Here is a 26528-nt window from a genome sequence, read left to right on the forward strand (position 1 = left end):
TTGGTCGGAGTGAAGGATCGTGTTCCGCTGATAGAGTGGAGGATTAGCTTGTGTAGGGCTTTTTGAAAGTGGAGATTGGTCAGCATGTTTGTGCCTGGACATTTTTTGTTTGCGCCGTCGCAGCGGATTCACTTTATCGGGATCGGCGGGATTGGGATGAGTGGGATCGCGGAGATTCTGCTGACGATGGGGTATTCGGTCTCGGGGAGCGATCTGCGACGGAGTGCGGTGACGGACCGGCTGCTCGGGATGGGAGCGCGGATCTTTGAGGGGCATCTGGCGAGTAACGCTGCGGCTAGTGATGTGGTGGTGACCAGCTCGGCGGTGGCGAAGGACAATCCCGAGGTAGTGGAGGCGCGGGAGCGGAAGATTCCGGTGATTCAGCGGGCGGAGATGCTGGCGGAGCTGATGCGGCTGAAGTATGGGATCGCAGTGGCTGGGATGCATGGGAAGACGACGACGACGAGCATGGTGGCCGCGGTGCTGGCGGGCGGGGGGCTCGATCCTACGGTGGTTGTGGGGGGACGGGTGAATGCGCTGGGGTCGAATGCGCGGCTTGGGAACTCGCAGTATCTGGTGGCGGAGGCGGATGAAAGCGACCGCAGTTTTTTGAAGTTGTCGCCAGTGCTGGCCGTGGTGACGAATTTGGATCGCGAGCATATGGATTGCTATCGCGATATGGAGGATGTGGAGGGGGCGTTTGTGGAGTTTATGGATCGGCTGCCGTTTTATGGGGCGACTACGGCGTGTGTGGATAATTCGCTGTTGCGGACGGTGCTGCCGAGGGTGAGGCGGAGGATCTATACGTATGGCGAGAGTGTTGATGCGGATTTTCGCACGGAGGTGCTGCCGAAGGATGAGGACTGCCACTCGTGTTTTGCGGTGAACTATAAGGGGCTGGTGCTGGGAAAGTTTCGGGTGCATGTTCCGGGGCGGCACAACGTGTTGAACGCCACGGCGGCGGTTGCGGTGGGAGTGCAGCTGGGAGTGGCTCCGGACCAGATTGCGGCGGGGTTGGAGACGTTTCGTGGGGTGGATCGGCGGTTTCAGATAAAAGGTGAGGTGCGGGGGGTGACGGTGGTGGATGATTATGGGCATCACCCGACGGAGATTGTGGCTACGCTGCGGGCGGCTCGGGAGTGTGGGTATGGGCGGGTGCATGTTTTGTTTCAGCCGCATCGGTTTACGCGGACGCGGGATTTGATGACGGAGTTTGCGGGGGCTTTTAAGGACGCGGATTCGGTTGAAGTGCTGGATATCTATGCCGCGAGTGAGCACCCGATTGAGGGTGTCGATGCGCAGGCTTTGGTGAAGGCGATTCGGGCGAAGGGTGGGGATCGGGTGGAGTATGCGGCTTCGGTGGCGGATGGAGTGGGGGCGCTAGTACGGGAGGCGGAGGAGGGCGATGTGATTCTGACCCTGGGGGCGGGGAGTGTATCGCAGGCGGGAGCCGTGTTGCTGGAAGCTTTGGGGACGAATGGGTGAGTTCCTGAAAGGGTACGTGCCGAAGATCGCAGGGAAGCGAGGGGGTTGGGCGAGTTATGCTCAGGATGGCGATTCTCGCGGCCTTGCTCAGGCGTGCGACAAAGCGATGCGGTTTATCGGGGTGGAACAACGGTGCTAGAGGCGCCTGAGAAGAACTATGCCTCGGAGACTCGGGGTTCGCGGGGACCGCGGCGAGTGTCGGCTTCGCCCGATAGGAAGCTGCGTCGCGATCAGAGCGAAGACTTCGCGGATGATCCTTATTGGGAGGATGATGCTCCGACGGGTCGGCGGAGGGCGGGGCTGCGGGTGCGGTTTCGCGGGATGCCTGCTACGAAGTGGGGGCGGATCGCTGCGGGATGTGGGGCACTTGTTTTGTTGGGGATTTGCGCGGGTGGTTTTTTGATGGCGAGGAGTTTTCTGTTGCACGATGAGCGGTTTGTGATTCCTTCGTCGTCATCGATTGAGTTTCAAGGCAATGCGCATGTGACGCGGGCGCAGCTGCTGAGCATCTTTGGGGGAGATGTGGAGCGGAACATCTTTACGGTGTCGCTGGCAGACAGACGCGCCGAGATGGAACGACTGCCGTGGGTGGCGCATGCGACGGTGATGCGGCTATTGCCGAATCGGATGCGGGTGTCGATTGTGGAGAGGACGCCGGTGGCGTTTGTACGGCAGGGAAGCCATATCGGATTGGTGGATGCGAATGGGGTGCTGCTGGATATGCCGGCGGAGGCAAAGCCGGATGCGCGGTACTCGTTTCCGGTGGTGACGGGGATTGTGGTGGAGGATCCACTATCGACGCGTGCGGCGAGGATGAAGATCTACGAACGGTTCACGACGGAGCTGGACGGGTCGGGCGAGAAGATCTCGCAGGGGCTGAGTGAGGTGGACCTGTCGAATCCAGAGGATGTGAAGGCGCTGATCCCGGATAAGTCGAATGAGATTCTGGTTCACTTTGGCGATGTGGATTTTCTCGACCGCTATAAGCGATTCGAAGAACACCTGCCTGAGTGGCGGACGGTTTATCCGAAGCTCTCGTCGGTGGACATGCGGTATGAGCGGCAGGTGGTTTTGGAGATGCAGCCTGGAGCGGGTGTGCCGGTTGCGCCATCGGCAAATGATGCTGCGGGCGTGATGGCTGCGGATTCCAAGGCGGCGACGGCCCAGGATACTGCAGCTGAGGCCACAAAGCCGGTTGCGAAACCGACGGCGAAGGCTGGGTCTTCGGCTACGCAAACAGTTGCGGGGAGACATGCAGTGGCCGCAAAGGGCAAGCCTGCGACGAAGGCTCCTGCTCATGTGAGCGCCAAGGGTGAGGCTGCTTCTTCGGCGAAGGCGAAGAAGACTGATCCGAAGGCGAAGAAACATGTTGACGTTGTGAAGCACCATCCGGTTGTTGTGAAGCCGTCGGCGGGTACTGCACAGTATCATCCTTCACAGGTGGCGCATCCATGAATCAGAAGCAGGACAATCTGATCACCGTGCTGGACGCGGGAAGCACGAAGAGTTGCGTGCTGGTGGCAGAGCTGCAGGATGGTGTGCTGAGGTATCGCGGGCATGGCGTGGAACCGTCGCGTGGGATGCGCAAGGGATTGATTGCAGAGCTTGGTCCGGCGGCGGAGGCGATCAATCGCGCAGCGCTGACAGCGGAGCGCGTGGCGAAGGCTGGAATTGAGACGGCTATTGTGGGGATCGGCGGGACGCATGTGCGCGGAGTGAACTCGCGCGGCGGCATCAGCATGGGTAGCCGAATGCGGGAGATTACTCGCGAGGAAGTTCGTGCGGCGGTGGACCGTGCCCGGTCTGTGGCGCTACCTCCTGATCGCGAGGTGCTGCACCTGTTGCCGCAGGAGTTCATTCTTGATGATCAACCGGGGATTCATGATCCGGTGGGGATGGTGGGGAACAGGCTTGAGGTGAATCTGCATCTTTCGACTTGCTCGGGTGGCGTGGCGCAGAGCGTGATTACGTGCGCGAACCGTGCGGGGCTTGAGGTGATGGATACGGTGTATGAGGGGATCGCTGCAGCGGAGGCGGTGTTGAGCGCCGATGAGCGGGAGCTGGGCGTGTGCATGGCCGATATCGGCTCGAGCACCACGGAGTTGGCGGTGTTTTTTGAGGGCTCGATTGCGCACACGGCTGTGCTGCCGATTGGCGGGGATCACTTTACGAATGATCTCGCGGTTGGTCTGCATGTGACGGTGGAAGAAGCGGAGTATCTGAAGAAGCTGTATGGACATTGCGTGGTGACGGCAGTGCCGCAGTTGAATGAGATTGAAGTGGGTGGCAATCTTGCGTTTTCGGGCGGCCAGCCGTCGCGGATGGTGAGGCAGAGATTTCTGGCGGAGATTCTGGAGCCGCGTGCGCGTGAGTTGTTTACGATGCTGCGGGATAATCTGCGGCAGGGTGGTGTGCTGGAGGCTTTGGGTGCGGGCTGCGTGGTAACCGGCGGTGGCGCTAATATGGCTGGGCTGCTGGATAACGCAGAGAGTCTGCTGCGAGTGCCCGCGCGGATTGGATATCCGGTGCCGCTTTCGCGTATGCCTGCGGAACTGGCTGTGCCGGAGTTTGCTGCGGCGATTGGAATGCTGCTTTATACGCATCGGACGCAGGTGCGGCGTGCGAGCGAAGAGCAGGGGTTGCGTGCGAAGTTGAAGGCTATCTTCGCGGGGAGCTTTTAGGGCTGCTTTTTTGTCGAGGACTACTAAGGCTTCTTGTGTGCCTTCCGTTGAAATATGCTGGCAGCTGGCTTCCGGGATGGCTTCTGCAAATATGTGCACCTCAGTTATCGAAATCACTTCCTAATTTTTGTTCTGAAGCGAAGCCGGTTGGTGACTAAGATATAGGTCTACCGCACTCGATCGCGAGTTCTGGGGCCTGTTTTCATAAAACGACATCTGGGTATTGGCAGCGAACATGGCGATCGAGACGGTTCGAGTTGGCAGTGACAGGTTGGAGTCGAGAGCGACTAGCGCCACTTTTAATTGGTGGTATCTGTCGCTTCGCCTTTTGGTGGGCGCTGCTGTGATGTTTGTCGGGGCGCTGGAGTGCCGTTATGGCAAGTCGGAGTTGTATGGGGATGACATTTCCTACCTCGACGTAGCCAATATGATTCGGGCCGGCGATTGGAGGGCGGCGCTTAGTCCTCTGTGGAGTATTGGATACCCACTGCTGCTTTCGGTCGTGAGGCGATTCTTCGCTTCGACTATGCGCGGAGAGATGGCCGCTGTTTTCTGGTTGAACTTATCTATTTACTTTGTCGCATGGATTGGGTTTTTGTGGCTTCTGCGTCTGATGGCGAGGTCTCTGCCAGGAGATCCTTTGCGAGAGCCTGATAGTCCACTATCTCCGTTTCTGTTGATCTGTGCGGGCTGCATTTTTGTCACGGTTCAGACGGGAGTGGGTCGAGTTTCGACCGTTGGCCCGGATCTGCTGGTGACCAGTATTTTGTTTTTCGCGTCCGCAGTCGCGCTCAAGGTTTTTTTTCGGCTGACCGTGGGCAATAGCGTTGCACTGGGAGTGCTGCTGGGTTTGGGTTTGCTGACGAAGGCCATCTTCCTACCGCTGACGGGTGTGTTCTTCGGGATGATGGTAGTGTCGCAGGGACGGCGCCGTATCGTCCCGCAGTTTTTTCGTGCAGTGGGCGTTTTCCTGCTTTTCGTTTTTGTGTATGGTGCGGGTCTTTCGTGGTCTCTAGGCAGGCCCACGCTGGGTGAAGCGGGAGCGTTGAATTTCGCGTTTCATGTGAATCACCTGAGCCACTGGATGGGATGGCAGGGAGGTCCCCCGGAGTTTGGATCGCCGATCCATCCTGTGCGGATGCTTAGAAACGATCCGCCGGTCTTCGCTTTTAGCGAGCCATTCCATGTTACTTATCCGCCACAGTTCAACATGGTGTATTGGTATGAGGGATATCGCCAGGTCTTCAGTTTGAAAAATACAGCTCACGCTGTCGTTGGAAATCTTCATGATTTGAAGTACGTGTTTCAAGAGATTCTTCCCGTTACTTTGGCAGTGGTGGTCTGCTTCTGCATCGCGTTCGTGGTGAAGATGAGGACCCGTGCCGACGCAGCACCCTCCTTGAATCCGTGGATTGTGTACTTGCCTTCCCTTGTGGGGTTTTCGTTCTTTCTGTTGGTTCACATAGAAGGACGGTACGTGGCGGGATTTCTCTGCATGATTGGAATGGCCCCGTTTCTTACGCTGGATCGCCTGCCGCTTCGTTCCTTGATACGTACGGCTGCTGTTCTGCTTTTGGTTGCGGCGACGTTGTTCAACTCGTCGGAGCGGTTGCATGGGGCGGTTCGATCGGCTATCGCGCGGACTGATATGCAAAGCGGCGGGCAGTGGGCCATCGCTGACTACCTGGTGAACCTGAATTTGAAAGCGGGAGATAAGGTGGCGTCTGTAGCGCCACGAAACGCTCTCCGATGCACGTGGGCTTACGCTTCCAGGTCGCACATTGTGGCAGCGATTGGGAACGATGCGTTCGATCCGGAGAGCCAGGTGCAGGATCTGCACCTATTTTTCGATCATCCCTCAACTCAGCAGCAGGTTCTAGAGTTGTTTCGAGAGCAGGGTGCTGTTGCAGTGGTCGCGACAGATATTCCGTTTGAGGTTTCGTCGCCGGGATGGCAGCACGTTCCAGGGAGTCAGGCCTGGGTACGTTTTTTGGAGCCTCTTGAGGGTACAAGTAAGCACTGAAAGGTAAGCGCAAAACTAGCCTTTCCCCCGAAAATAAAAAATCTCGTTTTCTTGTTTACAGATTTCTTATTTAACGTTATGGTTATTTAACTTAGTGGTTAATAACAATATGGACGATCAGATCACAGCGACGTTTGCAGCATTGGCGGATCCGACACGGAGAGCGATTCTTGCGCGTCTGGCGTTGGGAGAGACCTCGGTGACGGAGATTGCCGCTCCGTTCGAGATGAGCATGCCGGCGATCTCGAGGCACCTGAAGGTGCTGGAGAAGGCTGGGTTGATTTCGCGCGGGCGGGAGGCACAGTGGCGGCCCTGCAAGCTGAAGGCGGAGCCGTTGAAGCAGGCTGCGGATTGGCTGGACGAGTATCGCCGGTTCTGGGAGGAGAGTTTCGATCGATTGGACGAGTACTTGAAGACTCTGCAAATAAAGGAGAAGCGAGATGCCGGAAAGAATAATGGAAACGGTAAAAAGCGACGCTGAACGGGAGATTGTGTTGTCGCGCGTCTTCGATGCGCCGCTTAAGATGGTTTGGGAGGCGTGGACCGATCCGGAGCAGGTTGTGAAGTGGTGGGGGCCGAAGGGATTTTCGACCACGATTGAAGAGATGAATGTGAGGCCGGGCGGTGTGTGGAGGCAGGTGATGCATGGGCCTGATGGCACCGATTATCCGAACGAAAGTGTGTTTGTCGACGTAGTGCAGTATGAGCGGCTTGTGTACACGTTGACTGGCGGCCGCAAGGGCGGGGCTCCGGTGAAGATGGAAAAGACAACGACCTTTGAAGAGGTGGCGGGCGGCACGCGGGTCACGATGCGCGCAGTGTTTGATTCGGCTGAGGCTCGCGACCAGAATGTGCGCGAGTACGGCTCGATTGAGGGCGGCAAGCAGACGCTTGAGCGACTTGCGGACTATTTGACGCGCTCCCTGGCAGGGACGACAGCCAAGGGATAGACGCATAGGTTTGAAAACACGAGGAGGAATGCGATGGGAACAGCGACGGTATCTCCGAAGGTGAGGACGCAGCATGAGCTGAACATTACGCGGGTGTTCGACGCGCCACGTGAGTTGGTGTGGAAGGCGTGGACAGATCCGGAACATATGAAGCAGTGGTTTGGACCACGGCAGTTTGAGGCGTTGGACCTGACGGTGGATGTGCGGGCGCGTGGTAAATGGAGGGATCGTCTGCATAGCGACGGTTTCACCGATAGCGCGGGCGAGTGGCGGACGGCAGATGTGTGGCAGGGCGGCGAATACATGGAAGTGGTTGAGCCGGAGAGGCTTGTCTTCACGTTTCACTGGGAAGAAGGTTCGGGGCTTCCTGAGCACGACACCGTGGTTACGATTACGTTTCAAGAGCACGGCGGAAAGACGACGATGAACTTTCACCAGGCATTTTTCGTAACTCAAGAAGATCGAGACGGGCATATGAAGGGCTGGAATAGTAGCCTCGATAAGTTGGAAGAGTTTTTGCGCGAGGTGGAGTATGGCGGTTGAAGGAGGGGTCATGGAGGCGGGGTTGCAGGAGGTTTGTCTGACGCGCAGAGTGGCGGCCTCGCCGGATGTGGTGTTTCGGGCGTGGATCGAGAGGAAGCATCTCGCTCAGTGGTGGGGGCCAAAGGGCTTCACGAATCCTGTGTGCGAGGTGGATGCGCGAATTGGCGGCGCGATGTTGATCGATATGCGATCGCCGGAGGGCGTGGTGCATCCGATGACCGGACGGTTTGTGACGATCGATCGGCCGCACAGGCTCGTCTTTGTGACGGCGGCGATTGATGGTGAAGGGAAGCCGATGTTCGAGGTGACGAATACGGTGACCTTCAGGGAAGTGCTTGGCGGAACGGAGATCTCGCTGATTGCTCGTATGACGAAGATGAAGCCTGGTGCGCCTCCGAAGCACCTTGCGGGTATGTCGCAGGGGTGGTGCGAGAGTATCGATCGGCTGGTTGACTTGGTTGTGTTGTTTTAGCTGAAGTTTGATTTGCCGGGAATGATGAGCTTCGGGTTTCCCTTCGAGCGAGCGTTGATTGAAGGAAAGCCTGAGGCTTCTTTGTTTGTGAGGGATTGCTAGCCTTTCCTCAAGACTGTTGGCTGTGGGCTGAGGTGAGATTTCTCCAGCCGGTTTTGCTCATCCTGAGGCGCTGACCGTTGGCGAGGACGACGAAGTATTCGGCGCGTCCATCGTGGTGGATTTCGCGCACTCGTTCGATTTGCACAATGACCGATCGATGAATGCGGGCGAATCTGGCGGAGTCGAGTTTGACGCTTAGCTCTTTGATGCTCTCGCGGAGCATGTATTTTCTACCTCCGACGTACAAACAGGAGTAGTAGTCGGCGGCTTCGATCCACTCGATATCAGAGACGTTGAGCAGCACATCTTTGGCTCCATCGCGCACGATGAATCGTTCCTGGTAGGGCTTTTCGTTACGGGTGGGCGTTCGCAACGCTGCCAGAGCTTCTGCGAATTGTTCGTGGGTGAGTAAGGCTGCGGCGCCAGCGATCCGTTTTTTTACGTGAGCCAACGTCTCTTGAAGGCGAATGGGCTCGATGGGTTTGGTGAGGTAGTCGACGGCGCGAACGGAGAAGGCCTTGATGGCGAATTCGTTGTGAGCAGTGACGAAGATGGTTGGGGGCATGCGATGGGAGCCAATAGCGTCGATGACGTCGAAGCCGTTGATGCCGGGCATCTGGATGTCGAGCAAAAGAAGATCGGCAGGCGCGGATTTCAAACGGGCGATGGTTTCTCGGCCATTTCTGCATTCGGCAACTACTTGGATCTCTTCATCCTGAGCGAGGAGGAGCTTGAGCCGTTCGCGGGCGAGCGGTTCATCATCGGTCACGATGGTTTTGAGCTTCATGCTTGTTGCCGCTCGTAAGGGATTTGAATGGTGACTTCGTATCCGCCGGTTGCGGGTTCGGCTGTCAAGAAGTTGAAAGCGTTTGGATAAAAATACGAGAGACGGTCTCGTGTGTTCTGCATACCGATGCCGTGTCCGCTGGTCCCGTTGGGTGCGCCTGGAGAAGGTTTCAAGCCGGGGCCGTTATCTTTGACTCGGAGTTGAAGCTGGTCGCCGATGCGTTCGACCGATGTCTCGAGTAGACCGTCGCCTTCGAGGCGAGAGATACCATGACGGATAGCGTTTTCGATGATTGGCTGTAGGAGGAAGCAGGGAACGAGGCCTTCGAGGGCTTCGGGTGTGGTCTCGATCTTGACGCGAAGGCGATCCGCGAAACGAACCTGTTGGATGGCGAGGTAGCTCTCAACTACCTGTAACTCTTGTGCGAAGGTGATTTTTTCTGGTGTGCTTCGTTGCAATGTCTTTCTTAGGATTGTGTTCAGGTGCGCGAGTGTTTCGGAGGCTTCCTGGTTTCTGCCGAGTTCGACAAGGGAGGTGACGGCATTGAGCGTGTTGAAGAGGAAGTGCGGCTCCATCTGCATCTGCAGGGCTTTCAACTGCGCCTGTGAGAGTTGCTTCTCCAGCTCTAAAGAGCGCATTGCGTCGAGGTGCGCGCGGGATTGGACGTGAAGCATTCCGGACAAGCCAAGGACAAATCCGTAGAGGAGGAGTTCGAAGCCGAAGCGCGGGAGGGTGATGTAGTCAAGCGGGGGAGCAGTCTGGTTCCAGATGCTCGCGGAGAAGGTGACGAGCTTTTGCAGCAGGATCAGATGGGCCAGGCCCAGAAGGCAGGCGATGGCGATGTGGGAGAGGAAGGTTCGCGTCGTGCCGGCAAGTGTGGAGGGCCAACGTTGGGCGATCCACCAGATGACAACGGCCAGAAACCCCCACCAGAGCCAGTACAGGGAGGCAAAGAGCAGCAGAGGGGTCAGGGAGGAGGGCGAATGGACGCTGTTGTAGTAGCCGTTGCACTCGCCGGCAGTGAGGCCGGTCATGACGGCGGAAGCGACGAAGGCCGCGATGGCTCCGCGTAGGTGCAGTGCCCCTGATGCCGGGGTGGACGAGATGCTTTTGGCGCTCTGTTCCATTCGTCGCTCCATGGTGATCACTGGAAGCTTTCTGCACTCATGGTACAACCGGCGCGCCGCCGGGTACGAAGATTCGACAGCGTGGGTGCGGCGTTCTTTTCGAGACGCGCTGGTTCACTTTTCAGTATTGCGTTGTGAAAAAAGTCCGGAGGCGCAAGTTCCGTCTTTAGAGCGACCTGCGAGGTGTGATCGCAATGCCCCTGATGCAGACGCTTGGACACGGTTCGAAGGATCATAGCGGTATGGAATAGACCTGTCAGCTCTCTGGCTGTGCCAAGGTTGTCGATAGCTGAGGCATAGTCTGCTCGTGTATTCGGGATTTCGTTGAGGATGTAAGTTGCCCTTTCGTAGCACAGACGCACCTTTTCGTAAGCTTCCATGATTTTGTAGGCGGAGCTTAGCAGGTGCCAGGTGATGTCGCCCGCGTCGTTACGGGGAGGAGATTCGGCTTGTTGCTGAGGATCGATGGCGTCGCGAGGTTGTCCATATTGACTGGAGTGCCTGGCTTGCACCGACTGGGGTGGCTGGGTGAGCGCGAAGGCGATGAGAAGAATCAAGAGAGGGAGCACGAGGAATTGGGAGAGGGTTTTCATATTGTCAGCATGGGACGTGCCGGGAGGGGTTGCCATCGGTTTGCAGGAAGAGTGGAGGTTTTTGCAGGGAGAGGCTGATAGTTGCAGACTGGATTAGGTGGGTCCAGGGCCGGTGCGAGTGCTTCGGCGAACGGCGCGAGTTTGGAACCATGCGTGGTACGTGCAGTGGAAAACGAGGGTCGTGCGTTTGGCAGGGAGATGGGAGAATTAAACAACGTTCAAGGAGTCCTGCTGAAATGTCCAATCTGCCCAATGTGCCCAACGATTCCAACGATCTCCGCATTCACTATCACGATGAGATACCGCATGGCGCGAGGATAAAAGTGATCGGCGTGGGCGGCGGCGGGAACAATGCTGTGAATCGCATGATCGCGGCCAATGTTGTGGGCGTCGAATTTATTGCGGCGAATACGGATGTGCAGGCGCTGCAGGTTTCGAATGCTCCGGTGAAGCTGCAGCTAGGAGTGAAGCTGACGAGCGGGCTGGGGGCGGGAGCGAACCCAGATGTGGGACGGCGGGCAGCGCTGGAGGATTCGGACAAGATCATTGAAGCGCTTGAGGGCGCAGATATGGTGTTTGTGACGGCTGGGCTTGGCGGCGGTACGGGCACGGGCGCCGCGCCGGTGATTGCGAGCCTGGCGAGTGAGATGGGCGCACTGACCGTGGCGGTGGTGACGCGGCCATTCGCGTTTGAAGGGAAACGGCGGATGCAGCAGGCTGAGCGGGGTATGCAGGAGCTGCTGGAGTCGGTCGATACCGTGATTGTGATTCCGAACGAGAAGCTGCTGGCGGTGGCGAAGGATGCTGGATTTTTTGAAAGCTTCCGGATTGCGGATGATGTTCTGCGACAGGGCGTGCAGGGGATCTCGGACATCATTACGATTCCTGGCGTTATCAATCGCGATTTTGCCGATGTGAAGACAACGATGGCGGGGATGGGCTATGCGGTGATGGGGACCGGCGTACGGTCGGGCGCGAATCGCGCGGTGGAGGCCGCGATGGCTGCGATGGCTTCGCCGCTGCTGGAGGCGGGAGCGATCGACGGTGCGCGGGGAATACTGATCAACATTACGGGGTCGAGCAGTTTGAAGCTGAGCGAGGTGAACGAGGCTTCGACCATTATTCAGAATGCGGCGCATGAAGATGCGAACATCATCTTTGGTGCGGTGCAGGATGAGTCGATGGGCGATGAGGTGAAGATCACTGTGATTGCGACTGGATTCAAGCAGCAGGAGATGCCGCAGCGGCGGGAGCGCATGTTGGCGGAGGCGACCCTGCCTACGATGCGGTACGATGTGCCGATTCAGCCGCGCGTTGTGACGCCGCGGCCGGCGACGATGCGGTTTGCGAGTGAGATGGAAGCGGAGCCGGTGAAGGAAGTTGCGCTTCCTTTGCGCCAGGCGGATGAAGTGAAAGAGCCGATCGCTAAGATGGAGTCGAATGCACCCGTGGAGTTGGTTCCGGTGCCGGCATCGGTGTTTGATGATGACTTCTTTCGGGCTCCTGCGTTGCGTGGGGAGAAGGCTGCGGAGGCGGAGCGAGCGAGAGAGGCGACTCACTTTTCCGCGCCGGTGCGAGTCCAACAGGAGGATATCCGCTCCGTGACGGACGAGGTGGGGGATTCTTCGGTGCGTGTTCCGGCGTTTGGAAGTGCGGCGGTGGCGGCTGCGGAGCCGGATGAGCTTGATATTCCTGCGTTTTTGCGGCGTGGGAACTAGTGGTACAACTGATTTCTAGCGAGTAGCACAAATGGGGAACGGTGCTTTCGCAACAAATAGTGTTCAATTAGTGTTTTATTAGATGAATTATGGATCGATGGCAGTTCGATTGCAGTCAAATCAATAAGAGGGATCGCCTGTGTCGAGATCATTGAAGGTTTTTGGCGCGCTCCTCTTCGGCCTTGTGTTAGGTGCTGGAGTGGGTGCAAACGCAGCAACGACGACTACTACCGGCAAAACGAAGCATCACTCTGCCGGGACAACGCGTGTTGCGACGTCTGTGAAGGCTCATTCCGGGGCTTCGCACTCTAGCTCAGCTGCGAAGAGCGCCTCCCACGCTGTTGCAACTACGACGGTTGCGGGACGGCGTCGACATGGTGCGCGGCCTACACTGGCAGTGCGACGGACTCGATATCAGGAGCATTTTTCAGCAAGCTCGTATGCAGACAATCTGACTTTGGGTGATGTCGTAGAGGGCGAAGATCCGTTGGTTCGCGCGGCGGCGATTGAAGCGCTGGGCAATATGAACGGTACAGCAATTGCAATTGATCCTTCGACGGGACGAATTCTGGCGATGGTAAACCAGAAACTGGCGCTGTCGAGGGGCGCTGAGCCTTGCTCAACGATCAAGCTGACGGTGGCTTTGGCGGCGCTGGAAGAGGGAATCGTCAACAAGGACACTCCTGTGAATCTGGGCGGCCATTATCACCTGACCATGACGGAGGCTTTGGCACACTCGAACAACCTTTATTTTGAGACGCTTGGACGGCAGCTTGGGTTTGAGAGGGTGAAGCATTACGCCAATGAGTTTGGGCTTGGCGAGCTGGCTGGCTATCAAATTCAGGGCGAGCAGCTAGGGACATATCCAGATGAGGTGTTACCTGCCTCGCTTGGCGGCGTGGGGCGTATGTGCTCGTTTGGAGAGAGCGTTTCGATGACTCCGCTGCAGCTGGGGGCCCTAGTTTCGGCGATTGCGAATGGCGGCACGCTTTATTATCTGCAACATCCAGAGACGGCCGTTGATGTGGCAACATTCGAGCCCAAGGTGAAGCGGGTGCTGGATATTGCTCCGCTGATTCCTGAGATTTCGGTGGGTATGCAAGGCGCAGTGCAGTACGGAACGGCGCGCTCACTCAGGGCCAACTTCAGCCAGTTTCCGGTGATGGGCAAGACAGGGACCTGCTCGAATAATGGCACTCGATTTGGGTGGTTCGGGTCGTTTGCCGATACACCGAAGGGGCGGATTGTTACCGTGTTTTTCCTCGAGGGGGGACGGCCTACCTTTGGGCCTAAGGCGGCTGAGCTGACTGGGGAGTTTTATCGGGCGCTGTGGGATAAGGATTATTTCCAGCAGAAGCCGACGGTTGAAACCAGTGGTGTTGTGGGTGCTTCTGAGTAGGTTTGACGGCTCGGACGGCGAAAAACGCTGGTAGGAATGTGGTAACAGTGTGGTGTTTTGGTGGTGGAGACGTGGTGCATGGCGGCGTAATTTTGCGCGGCTAGGAAATGCGCCACGTTTCGGTATTTAATTTCCTATTTTTACAACATGGAATTACCTGAGTTGCATGTTCGGGGATTTCGGATCCGGTATGCGGCGCGCCTGGTGACTCACACTTCGGCTGCGGCCGGGCCTTGGGTTTGATTGGTATACGTGCGAAACGATGCTGCATTTGAATTCGGTACTGCTACATGGTTGGGAGGGAGGATTGCGCCCTGGCTGGCGTATCTTGGCTTCGGCTTCGGAATCGGGTAGAAGGGGAAGATGAAGATTCTTACGGCGACAGAGATGCAGGCGGTAGACCGGTGGACGGCGGAGGAGTTTGGGGTTTCGCTCGAGACGTTGATGGAGGCGGCTGGTGGGGCGGTGGCGAAGTTCTGTCTGCGGCAATACCCGGCTTTGTCGCCAGTGGCGGTGGTGTGTGGGAAGGGGAACAACGGCGGGGATGGTTTTGTTGCGGCGCGGGTACTGGCACAGGCTGGGTATCTGGTGCGGGTGGTTTTGCTTGGGCGGATGGAGGAAGTAAAGGGTGAGGCTGCAGGAGCGCTGAAGCGGCTGCGGGACGAGGTTTCGTCTGTCACGGTGGATGAGGTTGTAGACGAGAGCGGTTTGGGTGCTTGCGGGCAGAGACTCGCTGAGGCGGAGCTTTTGTTGGATGCACTGGTCGGAACCGGGTTCAAGCCGCCGCTGCGTGGGCTCGCGGTTTCGCTGCGGGAGATGGTGGAGAAGCTGGAGACGCCGGTGGTGGCGGTGGATCTGCCTTCGGGGTGGGATGCGAATTCGATGGAGCAGACGGCGGATGGGTCGTTCCGGGCTGATGCGGTGGTGACGTTTACCGCGCCGAAGATGGCACATGTGTTCGGGCATTTGACGCGCAATGAAAAGACGGGAGGCGTGTTGGGCCCGGTGGTGATTGCGGGGATCGGGTCGCCGGAGGATGCGGTGGTTTCGGCGAGTGGGTTTACCTGGTCGGGCGCGTCGAAGGTGCTGGCAGAGAGGCCGCGCGATGTGAATTCGAATAAGGGCAAGTTTGGGCACGTGCTGGTGGTGGGTGGCTGCTATGGAAAGGCGGGAGCGCCGGCGATGGCGTCGCTGGCGTGTTTGCGGGCTGGGGCTGGACTGGTGACGGCGGCGGTGCCGAAGAGCATATTGGATTCGGTAGCGAGGATTGCGCCTGAGTTGATGATGGCGCCGTTGGCGGAGGGAGCCAAAGGCGAGGTCTCTTTTAAGAATCTGGATGGGGCGAAGTTGGATGCGCTGGTGGCAAAGATTAGCGTGGTGGCGGTGGGGCCGGGGCTGTCGACTGAGGGGGATGCGCCGGCGTTTGCGCGGCAGATTGTGGAGAAGACGGGGGTGCCGGTGGTGATCGATGCGGATGCTTTGAATGCATTCGCCGGAAAGACGGAGTTGTTGAATGGCGAAGGACGCGTGATGGTGCTTACGCCGCATCCGGGGGAGATGGCACGACTGGCGGGGATGACGGTGCGAGAGGTGGAGGCGGACCGGGTGGGGTTGGCGCGGAGGTTTGCGACCACGCATAAGCTGACGCTGGTGCTGAAGGGATGGCGGACTCTGATTGCGCATCCGGATGGTTCGATTGCGGTGAATACGAGCGGGAACCCGGCGATGGCGAAGGGTGGGAGTGGGGATATTTTAACTGGGATTGTCGCGGCGATGCTGGCACAGTTTCCAAAGGACGTAGCGCGGGCTGTGGAGACGGCGGTGTATCTACACGGGCTGGCTGCGGACTTTGCGGCACGAGCGATGGATGAGCATACTGTGCTTGCAACCGATACGGTTACACATCTGTCAGACGCTTTTCGGTACAGGGTGGCGGATGCCGATGGGTTGGTGTGGATCTGTGGGCTGCAACGATAGAGTTTGATATTGCGATTTCGCAAAATTTCCTAGACCGTTCGGGAACCGGGTCGGCGACAGATGCGTTAACGCAAACATTGGGGTGCTCGTGATGGAGGCTCGTCGGCAGCAACTTGCTTTGCGCGGAGCGGCGGTCGCGACGTTGCTGGTAATTCTTTTTCTGCAACTACTCGCAGTGAATGTCAGAACCTCGATGAGTTGGGATGAGGGCCATCACCTGTTCGATGGATACACGATTCTGAAACATCGGGATTTTGGATTGAATCCTGAGGTTCCTCCACTTGCGAAGGCTGCAGCTGCGCTTCCGTTGCTTTCGCTGCGCCTGAATGAGCCAGAACAGCAGGGACGCAGTTCGCAGTTAGAGGCGTTTCTCGATGGCAAAGACTTTCTGTTTAAGAATGATGCGAATGGACTTTTACTTCGTGGGCGTCTTGTGATCTCTCTGTTCACGCTGGGGCTGGCGTTGCTGGTTTTTCTGGCTGGTCAAGAGATCTTTAGCGCGACAGCCGGATTGCTCGCGTTGGCGTTTCTGGTTTTTGATCCAACGCTTCTTGCTCATGGAGCCCTGGTGACGACGGACGCGGCGATCACATTTTTCGTCTTTGCGGCGGTTTATGCGTGGTATCGCTATATGGTGCGCCCGACGGGTTGGAAGCTGCTTCTTGCCGGCGTTGTCGTGGGTCTTGCGTGGGCGGTGAAGTTCACCGGGTTGTTTCTTGTTCCGACATTGGGATTGATGATCCTGGTTGAGTGGTTTGAGAGGCGCAGCGTTCAGCTGGCTGGGAAGAGATGTGTTGCGCTGGGTATTGCGTTGTGTGTTGCGTTTGTAGTGCTGTGGAGCTGTTATGGTTTTCGCTACGCAGCGCGTCCTAGTGGGATGGTGCAGAATCCAACACTCGAAAGCTACCTGCAAGATTATGGTCGTGTTGCAAACCCTAAGCCTTTGGAGACGATGGCTCGAGCGCATCTCCTTCCAGAGGCGTATCTGTGGGGCGTCGCGAATACGAAACTAACGGAAGAGCGGGATATTAGCTATTTGTTTGGGACGTTGCGCCGTCATGGGACGTGGCTCTATTTTCCGGCGGCGATTTTGATTAAGTCGACTCTGCCATTTCTTGTTTTGTTGGCGGTTGCTGGCTTCGTTTGTTTTCGCGAGCGGGAAGTCCGGTGGCGTTGGCTGCTGTTGATGATTCCGGTTGTTGTGTTTCTGGGACTGGCGATGCACTCGGATATGAATATTGGGGTTCGACATATTTTGCCGATCTACCCTTTTCTTTATCTTGTGGGTGGGTCGGCGTTGGGTGTGTTGATCAGTCGCGATCGGAGGTGGATTGCAGTCGCTGGGGTGCTGCTTGTCTTCCAGATAGTGACTTCGCTGCGAAGTTTTCCCGGTTATATCGCTTATGCGAATGAGGCGTGGGGTGGGCAAAGGAATGTGCATCGTTGGCTGAGCGACTCGAACTCGGATTGGGGACAACAGTTGAAGACGGCGTCGAATTATTTGCGAGATAGGCATGTGACTGAATGCTGGATGGCGTACACAGCGAGTGGGGTGGCCGATGAGCGCTACTATGGCGTGCCTTGCAAGCCGCTTCCGACGATGGTCAATCTGTGGTGGATTCCTGTGCCGATGAGTGTGCCTGCGGAGATCGATGGCCCGGTTCTAATCAGCGATGATGAACTGGAGGGTGTCGATCTGCCGTTTGGGCAGCCCAATCCTTATGCGCAGTTCAAAGCGCTAAAGCCGACGGCGATTTTAGATGGCGGGCTGTTGGTTTATGACGGACATTTTGATGTACATGCCGCTTCAAGTCTGGTGGATATGGCGAGGCCGAAGCCGACGGAGGCGACGAAACACGATTCGGTACAGTGAGAAGATGAAGGTAGTGACGAGTTGAGGAGAGCGATGTGAGTGTGGAGTTGCGGGAGAAGAAGCGGTTCAAGACGCGGAGTGAGGCGGGTACGTTGGCGATGGGAGAGAGGGTGGCGGAGATGCTGCTGCCTGCGCCGAAGATGTTTGTGCTGCGAGGGGATTTAGGCACGGGAAAGACGACGCTGGTGAAGGGGATTGCTGCGGCTCTGGGGGCGGCGGAAGAGGAGGATGTGACGAGTCCTACGTTTACGCTGGTGCATGAGTACAAAGGGAAGAAGGTGCGGCTGTTTCACTTGGACCTTTATCGGCTGGAGACGGAACGTGAGTTGATGACGCTGGGGCTGGAGGAGATGGCCGAGGAGCCGGACGCGCTGGTGCTGGTGGAGTGGGGGGAGAAGTTTCCGAGTGTGGTGGAGCGGGCGGATGGGGAGATTTTGATTGAACATGCGGGTGGGGATGAGCGGATGTTCTATGTGCGGGTGAAGGGGTAGAGGTTGTCTGCCTGGGCTTCGTAGCCTTCGATGATTTTGATGGCTTAGGATTGGTGTGTCTGGATGATCGTGAGAGGACTTGCGTGAGATTCATTTCGAAGGTGGCTGTGGTTGTTTGTGTCGTGATGATGGTGGGGGGTGCGGTCGGCCTGGCTGCGCAGGAACACGCTCCGATGATGCAACAGACGGCGGAGCAGATCGCGGCTCGCGAGGCTGAGAGCTGGCTGGCGATGATGGACGCCGGCAAATATGTCGATAGCTGGAAGGCTGCGGCTGCGGTGGTGCGGAGTGCGGTGACGATGGAGAAGTGGGATTCGACGATGAAGAATGTGCGGGACCCGCTGGGAAGACTTGAGAGCAGGAAGCTGCAGAGTGCGACGTATACGACGCTGTTGCCGAACGTACCGGAGGGTGATTACGTGGTGATCTTGTATGAGACGAGCTTTGAACACAAGGCTACGGCTCAGGAGACGGTGATTATGAGCCGGGAGAAGGATAAGGTTTGGCGAGTGGCGGGGTACTACATTAAGTAGTTTTTGTGCGGAGAATGAGGGGCGCGGTCAATGATCGCGCCCTTCTTTTGGTTACTGCTTTCGATAGCGGATCGTGTTTTCTTCTTTGCCGGGGCCTTCGAGGGTGAAGCCGCATTGCTCGAGGATGCGAATGGATCCGGCGAGGTGCGGGAAGGTGTGGGCGAAGATTGTTTTTACGGCGTTGGTGGCTTCGATCCAGGCGATCATTGCTTTTGTTGCTTCGATGGCGTAACCGTGCAGGCGGAACGCGGGGAGGATGGCGTAGCCGACCTCTGCGGCTTGGTGGTTGTCGGGCCAGCGGAAGCCACCGACGGACCCTATGAGGGTGGCGGGTTGGTCGTTGATTGCGCGAAGGAGGACGTAGCGGTGCCAGCCGATGTCGGTGGGGTCTTCGGCGAAGGTCTGCTGGAGGAGTTGGAGGACGTGAGGTTCCCAGTCGGCGTGGGGCCACTCGGAGGTGACGCGGCAGTTTAGGATTTGGCCGAGTTTGCCGTCGGATGTTTGTTCAGAGGTGAGGGACTCGGGGGTGATAGCTACGAGTTCGAGACGTGCGGTGGGGATGCTGGGTACGGCTTGAGTTGCGAGGGGCATTTGGAACTCCTGAACGAGGTGGCTGGCGCGTAGAAATGCTTGGCTTCGGTGAGAGTCGCCGAGGCGGTTGCGGGCAGCTCGATGGTTCGTTCAGGCAATCATAGGCAACGACAGCGTATCACCTGGAGTGCGCGGCTGGCTTGTATGGTCAGGGTTTTGTCGCGCGGCCGGTGAAGCGGTAGATGGCGCACTCTTCGTCGCCGGTGGAGCCGTACTCTTTTTGCTGGGCGATGGCGGCCAGGTCGGCGGCGTGGTCTTCGGGGGACATGGCTACGGGGCCGAGGAAGAGGCGCGTGAAGGCAGGGTGGCGGTCCAGGACGGCGCGGCACTCGGAGTTGACGTAGAGGAGATCGAAGGCTGGTGCGGGGGTGCCGCGGCGTGGGGCGAACTGGGCTTCGATGCGACGGAGGAGGAGCTTGAGGACGGGTGCTTCGAAGGGGTGAAAGAGGAAGGCGAGGGTGGGGGTGCGGGGGAAGTCGAAGGTTAGGGCGTCTTGTTCGAGGAGGCGAATGGGGGCGAGAGCGGGTGCGGTGGTGTCGGCGACGTGGGAGGCGCGCCAGTGCTCGAGGTTGGTTTGTGCGGTGCCGGCTAGTGTGGGGTTGAGCTCGATGCCGATGACTTGATGGAAGGGGAGTTCGCTGGCAACTAGCATAGCGCGGCCTTTGCCGGCGCCGATGTCGACGAAGGTGTAGTGGTGGATGGGGTGAGGTGGATTGGTGGCGCGCCAGAGGTCGATGAGAGTGCGGAGGATGCTGGGAGCGACGCCGTAGTAGGCGGTGACGTGGGCGTCGTTGGGGTGGCCGGTGGTGAGGTTGCCGGCGGCAATGAGGCCGCTGGTCTCGACGCCGTGGATCTGGTCGAAGGGATGTTGTGGTGGCGGTGGTGGTGGCATCACCAGTACGGATTTGGATTTGCGTGGGGGCATGGTTAGCGGATCTGGACCAGGTTTGGGTTGCCATCCAGGCCGAGAGTTTTGCGGCCTGAAGGGGTGATGTTGAGGGGTGTCCAGATGGGGGTTTCGAGGACGACGATGTTGGTTCGGCTTACGGTCTCGAGGCCAGCGAGACGATGTGTGATTTGGGCCACGAGTTGCGCTTGGGAGGGTTCGTCGGTTTGGGTGGGAGTGAGGGAGAGTTCGATAATGTGCTTTTGCGGGACGCCGGGGATATTAGTGCCGGGGGCATCGAGGTCGCGGGTAATGGTTACGGAGCGGATGAGGCCGAGGTCGACGATGTTGCAAGGGAGGACGGGGTCGTAGCAGTCGCGGAGGGCCTTGAGGATGTCGGACTCGGTGAGCATCTGTGTTGATGATAGAGGAGAGTCCTGCGGCACAGGTCAATGGACTCACGAATGCCCATACCTCAGGGTCGAAGGTGTGGGCATTCGTGGGCAGAGTTGTCAGCAGCCGCTGAAGGAGATGAAGTCTCCGAGCGGGTTAGGCAGGGTTGGGGTGAAGGGTTCGAAGGGGAACGATTGTGCGGTGTCAAAGCCTGCGGCTTTGGCGGCGTTGAAGTTTACGAAGGGAGTCAGCGCGGTTAAGGCCTGGTCGATCGAGGTCCAGCATAGCGTTCTCTCGTAGCCGTTGTTGTTCGGGGGAGCGATACTCTCTGCGACTCCCTGGATGCCAGTGATGGATTTGATGGGGCCACCAAACTGCGGGGTCACGTCGCCACCTACGACTCGTGCGAGAGTCCGGTGGTCGCTTTCGATGCCCATGATGCGGGCTGCGGTGAGGCGCAGGTTGCGAGTGGAGAAGTTGCGCACGCCAACAAGATAAGCCGCGATGAATGCGTCCTCGAGAGTGACCAGAATGTTGAGGGTGGTCTGAGCGTCCGAGAACATTTTCTTGGGATAGAAGAACTGTGTGAAGGGGGTGAACTGGTCGGTTACGGACTGCTCGAGAAGATAATGGGACATCTCTTCCTGGCGGGCGCCGATGAGGTAGCCCTGATCGTCGTCGGGAATTGTTTTGAAGAAGGGGGAGGTGTTGATGATGTTGGTGTAGGTGGTGACGGCGAGTGCTTCGGCGATCTGTGCGGCGATGAGGATGTCGCGATCGCTTTTCTTCAGGTGTTCGTGTTCGTACTGCATGCTGTCAGTCTCTTCCTGCTGTTGTGCTGAGACTGTGGTGGAGAGTGCGCCGACAGCGGCGAAGGTTGCGGCTCCGGTAAGCGCGGCGCCTTTAAGAAACGATCGTCGGGAGGATGCTGATTGGCTTTCTTCTGGCGAACGGACGGCTTCGATTTCGTTTAGTGCTTTCATTGCGGTACATCTCCTGATTCAATTCCTGAAAAGTTCGTCCACGGTTCGCTTCGATTGTTTTGGGGGCCCTGGGGTCTCGGAGAACTTTCCGGGTGCATGGGGTACGAGACCTGTACGCCGCGTGGATGTCAGGGATTTGTGAAATTCAGCGAGGTCGCTGAAGGGGAGATTGATTTTGCGAAGGGTGGGGTGGGCGTAGAATCCAAAATCATCTGTGGTTCGTTAAGGAGGCACAATGGCGCTCAGCTTTGCTAAAGATATCCGCCCGCTATTTCGGGATGGGGACATTGAATGCATGAAGCCTGATGGGATTGCTCTTGATGATTTCGTGTGGATGAGTGTGCCTGCGAATGCGACTCTTGTCTACGGCACAGTGTCTGATGGGTCGATGCCTCCTGATGAACCGTGGTCAGCCGATCGTGTTGCGCTGTTCAAGGAGTGGATGGACGCGGGTTATCCTGCGTAGTCCGTTGCGGTGCGCAAAAGGAACTACATGGATTCTGGAGCGCGGTTTTGTTAGTGCGTGCCGGCGGATGCTGGTGACGGTGCATTGGACCAGGCGAGGCCGTCTGCATCGTTTCCCGCGTCGATGAGGGATTGGACCTTCCAGGTTTCTAGATCGATGGCTGCGACTTTGTGATCCTTGTTGCAGGAGACGTAAGCTACGAGGCCGTCTGGGCGGATGAGAACTTCCTGGGGCTGGCTGGGGACGTCGATGGTGCGGACGATGGAGTAGTTCGAGAGATCGATGACTGCGACCTTTGCCGATTTGGAGAGGCAGAGGATGAGGTAGCGGCCGTCGTGCGTGGATGCACTGCCGTAGCCGGTGCCGGGGAGTGGAATCCATGTCTTGAGCTTGCGCGTGGCGGTGTCGATGACGGCGAGGCGGGGATTATTCCAGTCGGAGGTGAATAAAAGCTTGTCGTCGTTGCTGAGGGAGATGCGCTGGACACGTGTTGTTCCGGGCTCGCCGACTGGAATGATTGCGAGCGTTTTGTGTGTGTCGAGGTCGAGGACGGAGACGCTGGCGGGGCCTACGTTGGTGGTGTAGGCGAAGCGGCCGTCGTGAGAGAGCGCGAACATGTGGGACTGGGCGGCGCCGGTGGGAATCTTGTAGAGGATTTTGAGGGTCTTCGGGTCAATGACGGTGATGGCTTCGTCTAGTTCGGTGGAGACGTAAAGGAGATTGCGTTTGGTGTCGTAGACGGGGAGGTGGGGGCGTACGCCGTGGCCGAAGTCGACGGTGGCGGTGATCTTGTGGGTGGGAACGTCGATGACGAGCATCTCGTGTCCGTCTGTGCCGGGGCGGCCTACGCCTGCGTTGCCATAGATGGGAAGGTAGGCAGTGCGGCCGTCGGGAGAAGTGGTGACTTCGTGGCCGGTGATGCGGTCTTCCTGGAGCGCGAAGGTTTGTTGGGCGGTGGTTGGGTCGATGAAGGAGAGGGTGCGATCCGTCTGATTCGCTACGAGGAGGGTGCCTGAGGTTTGTGCTAACGCGGAGAGAGTTGCGGCAGAGAGTGTTGCGATGGCAAGGGTCGAGGAGATTACGCGGACGGAGAAGAGAAGAATCTTCATAGGTTGAGAGTTTACCCGTCCGCGAATGGCGGGGAGGAGCTTTTTCAGTTTTTGCGTTCGACGAGATATTGGGCGAGCGATTTGAGTGGGGCTGCGGCTTCGCCGAATGGGGCCAGGGCGGCGAATGCGTCGGCGATGAGCTCTTCGGCGTCGTGGAGGGACTGGTCGATGCCGAAGACGGCAGGCCAGGTGGCTTTGGTGGTGGCGGTGTCTTTGCCGGCGGTCTTGCCGAGTTCTTCGGAGCTTTGCGTCATGTCGAGGACGTCGTCGACGATTTGGAAAGCTAGGCCTGCTTTTTCGCCGAAGGTGCGGAGGCGGGCGATGGTGTCGGCGTAGGGGGCATAGGCTGCGCGGCTTGCTTTGGTTTCGGTGGGTTCGTCGTTGCTGTAGCCGCTGCTTGAGGAGCGGTGGCGGAGGCTGAGGCCGTAGAGGCCGCCGGAGACGATGCTGGTGGTGATGAGAGCGCCGGTTTTGGAGCGGTGGATGGCTTCGACGAGTGCGGCCGTGGGGGCGGTCCCTTCGGCTTCAATGTCCATGACCTGGCCGCCGATCATGCCGGGAGGGAGTTTGGTGTCGAGGTCGCCCACGCGGCCTACGCCGGTGCCGATGGCGAGTGAGATGTCGCGGAGGATGGCGACGGTGGTGGGGGAGGAGATGGGAAGGCCTGCGATGGTCTGGAATGCGAGGGTTTGGAGTGCGTCGCCGGCGAGAATGGCGGTGGCTTCGCCGAAGACGACGTGGGCCGTGGGCTGGCCGCGGCGGAGGTCGTCGTTGTCGAGGGCGGGGAGGTCGTCGTGAATGAGGGAGTAGGTGTGGAGCATCTCGAGCGCGGCGCCGAGGTCGGCGATGCCTTCGGGGTAGGTTCCGGTGCCTGCGACCATGCGGGCGGCTTCCATGCAGAGGATGGGACGGAGACGCTTGCCGCCGGCGAAGGTGCTGTGGCGCATGGCGCGGTGAATGGAGTGGGGGAGAGTGTCGGTTGCGGGCAGGAGGCGTTCGAGGGCAGCATCAGTGAGCCGAGCGCCGGAAAGAAGCAGGTCTTTTACCGTGGGTTGCATCGGCTTCGATGATAAATCAGCTTGATTGATGTGGGTTTAGGTTGGTGGTTTATGTGCGTGAGTTCGTGATGTTTAAGGGAGCGTGGATTGCGATTGAGATTTGCGGCGGAGGAGGAAGAGAAGAGTTGCGAGGGCGATGAGTGAGATGGTGTCGCCGATGGTCTGGTCGAGGGTGTGGGCGTAGATGATTGCGATGGTGGATGGGCCGGCGGGGATGGGGAGGGCGATGAGGCCGTCGTCGCGTTGGTCGCGGGTTGAGTCAGGGGAGCCGTTCAGGGAGATGTGCCAGTTTGGGTAGTTGCGGAGATTGAGGATGAGGTCTTCGGCGATGGGGGCGTTGATGGTGAGGTGCGTGGGAGTGGGGCTGGGTTGGGTGTTGGTGGGGGCCTTGGCGTTGGGATCGTGCGAGAGCCAGAAGGCGGGATCTTTGGGGGAGAGGGAGTCGTTGTCGGCGGTGGCGGGAGTGTATTCGTCGGTGGGGTCGGTGCCCTGGTTTGACTGGAAGAGGGCTTGGCGGGCTGCGGGGGTGTCCTCTTCGTCGCAGGATTGACGGAAGAGGTTGTAGGCAGGGTAGGTGAGAGTTGCGGCGAGGGCGATTGCGACTAGTGTGTGCGTGGTGGGGTTGAGGTGCACACGGGCGAACGCCAAGGCGGTAGATAGGCTGAAGACGGCGGCGAGGATTGCGAGGAAGCGCCAGGGGAATTGCAGGAAGGCCAATTCGGGGGCGTGGTTCCAGAGGATGGCGGTGAGGGGGGTCAGTAGGACGGCGATTGCTGAGGTGAGGATGGACAGGGATTTTGTAAGCGTGTTTCGTTGGGCGTATCGAGTGAGAGAGATTGCGAGGGCGGCGATGGTCAGGGTGAGGAGGATTACGGCAAGGAGAGAGGCGGTGTGGAGAACCTGATCGTGTGCGAGGTCGCCGGTGTGATGGAAGAGGAAGTTGTCCTGGATGCGCATGTTGGGGATGATGGCCATGGCGATCTGAACGAAGCGACGTTCGTACGCGGCGGGGACGATGTAGAAGGCGGCAATGGCTAGGCCGAGAATGGTGCCGACGGTGGTATTGATGGCGATATTTTTGCGAGGCGTGTTGGAGGGTCTGGCGAGGCGGATGAGCGTGAGGAGCGCGAGGGCGTAGCAGCTCATGACGGCAGCGGGCGCGTTGGTGAGCCAGAGGAGGGCGATGGGGATAGCGATGCCGGGGATGGTGACGCGCTCGCGGAGGATGGCGTGGAGGAGGAGTGGGATGAAGGCTGCGGCGAGGAGTTCGGCGTAGGCGGTGCGCTCGTAGGCGGTGAAGAGCATGTAGGGATTCACCGTGTAGAGGAGGGCTGCGAGGAGAGCGGCTGTGGGAGGAGCGAAGTCTCGGGCGAGACGGTGGAGGGCGAGACCGCTGGCGGTGAGGGCTAGCCAGGTGTAGACGATAGGTGTCGCGGTGATGGGGAAGATGAGGGTGAGGATCGCGCCGAGGGTCCAGGAGAGTGGAGGGTAGAAGACGAAACGAGGTTCTCCGGCGTTCCAGGCAGCGGTGTAGGCCCAGTGAGGGTGAAGGTTGCCGTGAGTGAATTGGCGGGCGGCTTCCATCCAGTTGAGGAGATGGAAGTCGAAGTCGTGGCCGCAGGAGCAGCCGTTGAGGAGGAGAGGGAAGATGGCGATGCAGGCGGCTAGAGGGATCAGGAGATAAGGGAGCCGGTCGCGCTGCATGTCTTGAGGGTATCGCAGACTTAGACGTGGGCATTGCGTGATGTTGGGATGTTGACCGACGTCAATCGATGCCAGGGGTGGAGATCAAAGGATCGATTTCGACATCTCGTATTCGATGAGATTGGGATCGTTGGGGTAGGGCTCGGTTCGGCCGGTTGCAGTGAATCCGAGGCGCTCGTAGAAGGATATGGCGGCGAGGTTGGTGTTGGTGACCATGAGCCGGAGAGTGTGGGCTGCGCAGAGGCGAGCCCAGGATTCGATGGCGTCGACGAGGAGTTTGCCGGTGCCGGTTCGACGGTGGGTGGAGGCAACCCACATCGAGACGAGTTCGGCGTTTTGTGGGACTTCTTTGTTGAGGAAACCGGCGGCGATGCCGCAATACTCGTTCTGGTGATAGGCGAGGTAGCCGACGGAGTGTGGGGTGCAGAGGTTGGCGGCGCGGGTGTGCCATTCGGCTTCAGAGAATTGAGATTCGTGGGCGTAGGTGCTGCCGAAGGCGGATGGTGTGTCCCGGAGAGCGTGGAGACGAACTGTTTTGTAGCTGGCTGATAGCGCCGGAGTGATTTCGTGAAGGATGACCATGG

At 58.5% G+C, this 26528-nt stretch carries 26 protein-coding genes; 15 read left to right on the plus strand and 11 right to left on the minus strand.

Features of this window, described 5'->3' with window-relative positions:
• Nucleotides 1–84: 84 nt before the first annotated feature.
• The 8 genes from murC to RBB77_RS09215 all read left to right on the plus strand — a co-directional run bounded on the left by murC (nt 85) and on the right by RBB77_RS09215 (nt 8154).
• Nucleotides 85–1485 (plus strand): UDP-N-acetylmuramate--L-alanine ligase, encoded by a 1401-nt coding sequence (gene murC, locus RBB77_RS09180; protein ID WP_353066688.1) that lies wholly within the window; start codon nt 85–87, stop codon nt 1483–1485.
• A 132-nt stretch (nt 1486–1617) separates the two neighbouring features.
• A complete protein-coding gene (locus RBB77_RS09185) occupies nt 1618–2940 on the plus strand; it encodes an FtsQ-type POTRA domain-containing protein (protein WP_353066690.1) in 1323 nt (440 codons plus the stop codon).
• The gene (gene ftsA / locus RBB77_RS09190; protein ID WP_353066692.1) at nt 2937–4166 is read left to right on the plus strand and encodes a cell division protein FtsA; all 1230 of its coding nucleotides are present in this window, start codon (nt 2937–2939) and stop codon (nt 4164–4166) included. The genes RBB77_RS09185 and ftsA overlap by 4 nt, the downstream gene beginning before the upstream one ends.
• Before the next feature lie 235 nt (nt 4167–4401).
• Nucleotides 4402–6189, plus strand: a complete 1788-nt coding sequence (locus RBB77_RS09195; protein WP_353066694.1) for a hypothetical protein — start codon at nt 4402–4404, stop codon at nt 6187–6189.
• 109 nt (nt 6190–6298) lie between these two features.
• The gene (locus RBB77_RS09200; RefSeq protein ID WP_353066696.1) at nt 6299–6670 is read left to right on the plus strand and encodes an ArsR/SmtB family transcription factor; all 372 of its coding nucleotides are present in this window, start codon (nt 6299–6301) and stop codon (nt 6668–6670) included.
• A complete protein-coding gene (locus tag RBB77_RS09205; protein WP_353066698.1) occupies nt 6645–7139 on the plus strand; it encodes an SRPBCC family protein in 495 nt (164 codons plus the stop codon). Before RBB77_RS09200 ends, RBB77_RS09205 begins: the two co-directional genes overlap by 26 nt.
• A gap of 33 nt (nt 7140–7172) precedes the next feature.
• Nucleotides 7173–7682, plus strand: coding sequence for an SRPBCC domain-containing protein (locus RBB77_RS09210; RefSeq protein ID WP_353066700.1), 510 nt, complete (start codon nt 7173–7175; stop codon nt 7680–7682).
• On the plus strand, nt 7672–8154 hold the full coding sequence (locus RBB77_RS09215) for an SRPBCC family protein (protein WP_353066702.1): 483 nt from the start codon (nt 7672–7674) through the stop codon (nt 8152–8154). The genes RBB77_RS09210 and RBB77_RS09215 overlap by 11 nt, the downstream gene beginning before the upstream one ends.
• A 109-nt stretch (nt 8155–8263) precedes the next feature.
• On the opposite strand, the gene RBB77_RS09220 is transcribed toward RBB77_RS09215, so the two are convergent.
• The 3 genes from RBB77_RS09220 to RBB77_RS09230 are packed head-to-tail and all read right to left on the minus strand — an operon-like array spanning nt 8264 to nt 10763.
• Entirely contained in the window at nt 8264–9043 is a 780-nt protein-coding gene (locus RBB77_RS09220) for a LytR/AlgR family response regulator transcription factor (RefSeq protein WP_353066704.1), read from the minus strand.
• Nucleotides 9040–10170, minus strand: a complete 1131-nt coding sequence (locus RBB77_RS09225) for a sensor histidine kinase (protein ID WP_353066706.1) — start codon at nt 10168–10170, stop codon at nt 9040–9042. Before RBB77_RS09225 ends, RBB77_RS09220 begins: the two co-directional genes overlap by 4 nt.
• 17 nt (nt 10171–10187) lie before the next feature.
• Nucleotides 10188–10763 carry a hypothetical protein gene (locus RBB77_RS09230; RefSeq protein ID WP_353066708.1) on the minus strand — a complete coding sequence of 192 codons (576 nt, stop codon included), beginning with the start codon at nt 10761–10763 and terminating at the stop codon, nt 10188–10190.
• A 236-nt stretch (nt 10764–10999) separates the two neighbouring features.
• Here RBB77_RS09230 and ftsZ point away from each other — a divergent pair, with 236 nt between their 5' ends.
• From ftsZ to RBB77_RS09260, 6 genes are all read left to right on the plus strand, one after another.
• A complete protein-coding gene (ftsZ, locus tag RBB77_RS09235) occupies nt 11000–12481 on the plus strand; it encodes a cell division protein FtsZ (protein WP_353066710.1) in 1482 nt (493 codons plus the stop codon).
• A 139-nt stretch (nt 12482–12620) separates the two neighbouring features.
• The gene (locus tag RBB77_RS09240; protein WP_353066712.1) at nt 12621–13880 is read left to right on the plus strand and encodes a penicillin-binding transpeptidase domain-containing protein; all 1260 of its coding nucleotides are present in this window, start codon (nt 12621–12623) and stop codon (nt 13878–13880) included.
• A gap of 363 nt (nt 13881–14243) precedes the next feature.
• Nucleotides 14244–15857, plus strand: coding sequence for an NAD(P)H-hydrate dehydratase (locus RBB77_RS09245; RefSeq protein ID WP_353066714.1), 1614 nt, complete (start codon nt 14244–14246; stop codon nt 15855–15857).
• 91 nt (nt 15858–15948) lie between these two features.
• Nucleotides 15949–17730, plus strand: a complete 1782-nt coding sequence (locus RBB77_RS09250) for an ArnT family glycosyltransferase (protein ID WP_353066716.1) — start codon at nt 15949–15951, stop codon at nt 17728–17730.
• Nucleotides 17731–17765: 35 nt separating this feature from the next.
• Entirely contained in the window at nt 17766–18221 is a 456-nt protein-coding gene (gene tsaE / locus RBB77_RS09255) for a tRNA (adenosine(37)-N6)-threonylcarbamoyltransferase complex ATPase subunit type 1 TsaE (RefSeq protein WP_353066718.1), read from the plus strand.
• Nucleotides 18222–18304: 83 nt separating this feature from the next.
• On the plus strand, nt 18305–18754 hold the full coding sequence (locus tag RBB77_RS09260) for a DUF4019 domain-containing protein (protein ID WP_353066720.1): 450 nt from the start codon (nt 18305–18307) through the stop codon (nt 18752–18754).
• 51 nt (nt 18755–18805) lie between these two features.
• On the opposite strand, the gene RBB77_RS09265 is transcribed toward RBB77_RS09260, so the two are convergent.
• The 4 genes from RBB77_RS09265 to RBB77_RS09280 all read right to left on the minus strand — a co-directional run bounded on the left by RBB77_RS09265 (nt 18806) and on the right by RBB77_RS09280 (nt 21607).
• Complete coding sequence (locus RBB77_RS09265) at nt 18806–19345, minus strand: GNAT family N-acetyltransferase (protein ID WP_353066722.1); 540 nt, start codon at nt 19343–19345, stop codon at nt 18806–18808.
• A gap of 148 nt (nt 19346–19493) precedes the next feature.
• Nucleotides 19494–20270 (minus strand): class I SAM-dependent methyltransferase, encoded by a 777-nt coding sequence (locus RBB77_RS09270; RefSeq protein ID WP_353066724.1) that lies wholly within the window; start codon nt 20268–20270, stop codon nt 19494–19496.
• A 2-nt stretch (nt 20271–20272) separates the two neighbouring features.
• On the minus strand, nt 20273–20644 hold the full coding sequence (locus RBB77_RS09275) for a metal-sulfur cluster assembly factor (protein ID WP_353066726.1): 372 nt from the start codon (nt 20642–20644) through the stop codon (nt 20273–20275).
• A 99-nt stretch (nt 20645–20743) separates the two neighbouring features.
• On the minus strand, nt 20744–21607 hold the full coding sequence (locus RBB77_RS09280) for a twin-arginine translocation signal domain-containing protein (protein WP_353066728.1): 864 nt from the start codon (nt 21605–21607) through the stop codon (nt 20744–20746).
• A 235-nt stretch (nt 21608–21842) separates the two neighbouring features.
• On the opposite strand from RBB77_RS09280, the gene RBB77_RS09285 reads away from it, so the two are divergent.
• The gene (locus RBB77_RS09285; RefSeq protein ID WP_353066729.1) at nt 21843–22073 is read left to right on the plus strand and encodes a hypothetical protein; all 231 of its coding nucleotides are present in this window, start codon (nt 21843–21845) and stop codon (nt 22071–22073) included.
• A 50-nt stretch (nt 22074–22123) separates the two neighbouring features.
• On the opposite strand, the gene RBB77_RS09290 is transcribed toward RBB77_RS09285, so the two are convergent.
• The 4 genes from RBB77_RS09290 to RBB77_RS09305 form a co-directional block, all read right to left on the minus strand.
• Nucleotides 22124–23182 (minus strand): YncE family protein, encoded by a 1059-nt coding sequence (locus tag RBB77_RS09290; protein ID WP_353066731.1) that lies wholly within the window; start codon nt 23180–23182, stop codon nt 22124–22126.
• A 44-nt stretch (nt 23183–23226) separates the two neighbouring features.
• Nucleotides 23227–24240, minus strand: a complete 1014-nt coding sequence (locus RBB77_RS09295) for a polyprenyl synthetase family protein (RefSeq protein ID WP_353066733.1) — start codon at nt 24238–24240, stop codon at nt 23227–23229.
• A gap of 72 nt (nt 24241–24312) precedes the next feature.
• Nucleotides 24313–25944 carry a hypothetical protein gene (locus RBB77_RS09300; RefSeq protein WP_353066735.1) on the minus strand — a complete coding sequence of 544 codons (1632 nt, stop codon included), beginning with the start codon at nt 25942–25944 and terminating at the stop codon, nt 24313–24315.
• An 84-nt stretch (nt 25945–26028) separates the two neighbouring features.
• Nucleotides 26029–26526, minus strand: coding sequence for a GNAT family N-acetyltransferase (locus RBB77_RS09305; RefSeq protein ID WP_353066737.1), 498 nt, complete (start codon nt 26524–26526; stop codon nt 26029–26031).
• Nucleotides 26527–26528: the final 2 nt, after the last annotated feature.

The sequence above is a fragment of the Tunturibacter psychrotolerans genome (assembly GCF_040359615.1).
Classification (GTDB): domain Bacteria; phylum Acidobacteriota; class Terriglobia; order Terriglobales; family Acidobacteriaceae; genus Edaphobacter; species Edaphobacter psychrotolerans.

What these genes read in the sequence shown, in the direction of transcription:
- RBB77_RS09220 (WP_353066704.1), bottom strand. Translation starts at nt 9,043, where the DNA reads ATGAAGCTCAAAACCATCGTGACCGATGATGAACCGCTCGCCCGCGAA.
- RBB77_RS09265 (WP_353066722.1), bottom strand. Translation starts at nt 19,345, where the DNA reads ATGCCCCTCGCAACTCAAGCCGTACCCAGCATCCCCACCGCACGTCTC.
- RBB77_RS09250 (WP_353066716.1), top strand. Translation starts at nt 15,949, where the DNA reads ATGGAGGCTCGTCGGCAGCAACTTGCTTTGCGCGGAGCGGCGGTCGCG.
- RBB77_RS09200 (WP_353066696.1), top strand. Translation starts at nt 6,299, where the DNA reads ATGGACGATCAGATCACAGCGACGTTTGCAGCATTGGCGGATCCGACA.
- RBB77_RS09210 (WP_353066700.1), top strand. Translation starts at nt 7,173, where the DNA reads ATGGGAACAGCGACGGTATCTCCGAAGGTGAGGACGCAGCATGAGCTG.
- RBB77_RS09275 (WP_353066726.1), bottom strand. Translation starts at nt 20,644, where the DNA reads ATGCTCACCGAGTCCGACATCCTCAAGGCCCTCCGCGACTGCTACGAC.
- RBB77_RS09290 (WP_353066731.1), bottom strand. Translation starts at nt 23,182, where the DNA reads ATGAAGATTCTTCTCTTCTCCGTCCGCGTAATCTCCTCGACCCTTGCC.
- RBB77_RS09230 (WP_353066708.1), bottom strand. Translation starts at nt 10,763, where the DNA reads ATGAAAACCCTCTCCCAATTCCTCGTGCTCCCTCTCTTGATTCTTCTC.
- RBB77_RS09305 (WP_353066737.1), bottom strand. Translation starts at nt 26,526, where the DNA reads ATGGTCATCCTTCACGAAATCACTCCGGCGCTATCAGCCAGCTACAAA.
- RBB77_RS09295 (WP_353066733.1), bottom strand. Translation starts at nt 24,240, where the DNA reads ATGCAACCCACGGTAAAAGACCTGCTTCTTTCCGGCGCTCGGCTCACT.
- RBB77_RS09245 (WP_353066714.1), top strand. Translation starts at nt 14,244, where the DNA reads ATGAAGATTCTTACGGCGACAGAGATGCAGGCGGTAGACCGGTGGACG.
- RBB77_RS09215 (WP_353066702.1), top strand. Translation starts at nt 7,672, where the DNA reads ATGGCGGTTGAAGGAGGGGTCATGGAGGCGGGGTTGCAGGAGGTTTGT.
- murC (WP_353066688.1), top strand. Translation starts at nt 85, where the DNA reads ATGTTTGTGCCTGGACATTTTTTGTTTGCGCCGTCGCAGCGGATTCAC.
- RBB77_RS09225 (WP_353066706.1), bottom strand. Translation starts at nt 10,170, where the DNA reads ATGGAACAGAGCGCCAAAAGCATCTCGTCCACCCCGGCATCAGGGGCA.
- RBB77_RS09280 (WP_353066728.1), bottom strand. Translation starts at nt 21,607, where the DNA reads ATGAAAGCACTAAACGAAATCGAAGCCGTCCGTTCGCCAGAAGAAAGC.
- RBB77_RS09195 (WP_353066694.1), top strand. Translation starts at nt 4,402, where the DNA reads ATGGCGATCGAGACGGTTCGAGTTGGCAGTGACAGGTTGGAGTCGAGA.
- RBB77_RS09205 (WP_353066698.1), top strand. Translation starts at nt 6,645, where the DNA reads ATGGAAACGGTAAAAAGCGACGCTGAACGGGAGATTGTGTTGTCGCGC.
- ftsA (WP_353066692.1), top strand. Translation starts at nt 2,937, where the DNA reads ATGAATCAGAAGCAGGACAATCTGATCACCGTGCTGGACGCGGGAAGC.
- RBB77_RS09285 (WP_353066729.1), top strand. Translation starts at nt 21,843, where the DNA reads ATGGCGCTCAGCTTTGCTAAAGATATCCGCCCGCTATTTCGGGATGGG.
- RBB77_RS09270 (WP_353066724.1), bottom strand. Translation starts at nt 20,270, where the DNA reads ATGCCCCCACGCAAATCCAAATCCGTACTGGTGATGCCACCACCACCG.
- RBB77_RS09300 (WP_353066735.1), bottom strand. Translation starts at nt 25,944, where the DNA reads ATGCAGCGCGACCGGCTCCCTTATCTCCTGATCCCTCTAGCCGCCTGC.
- ftsZ (WP_353066710.1), top strand. Translation starts at nt 11,000, where the DNA reads ATGTCCAATCTGCCCAATGTGCCCAACGATTCCAACGATCTCCGCATT.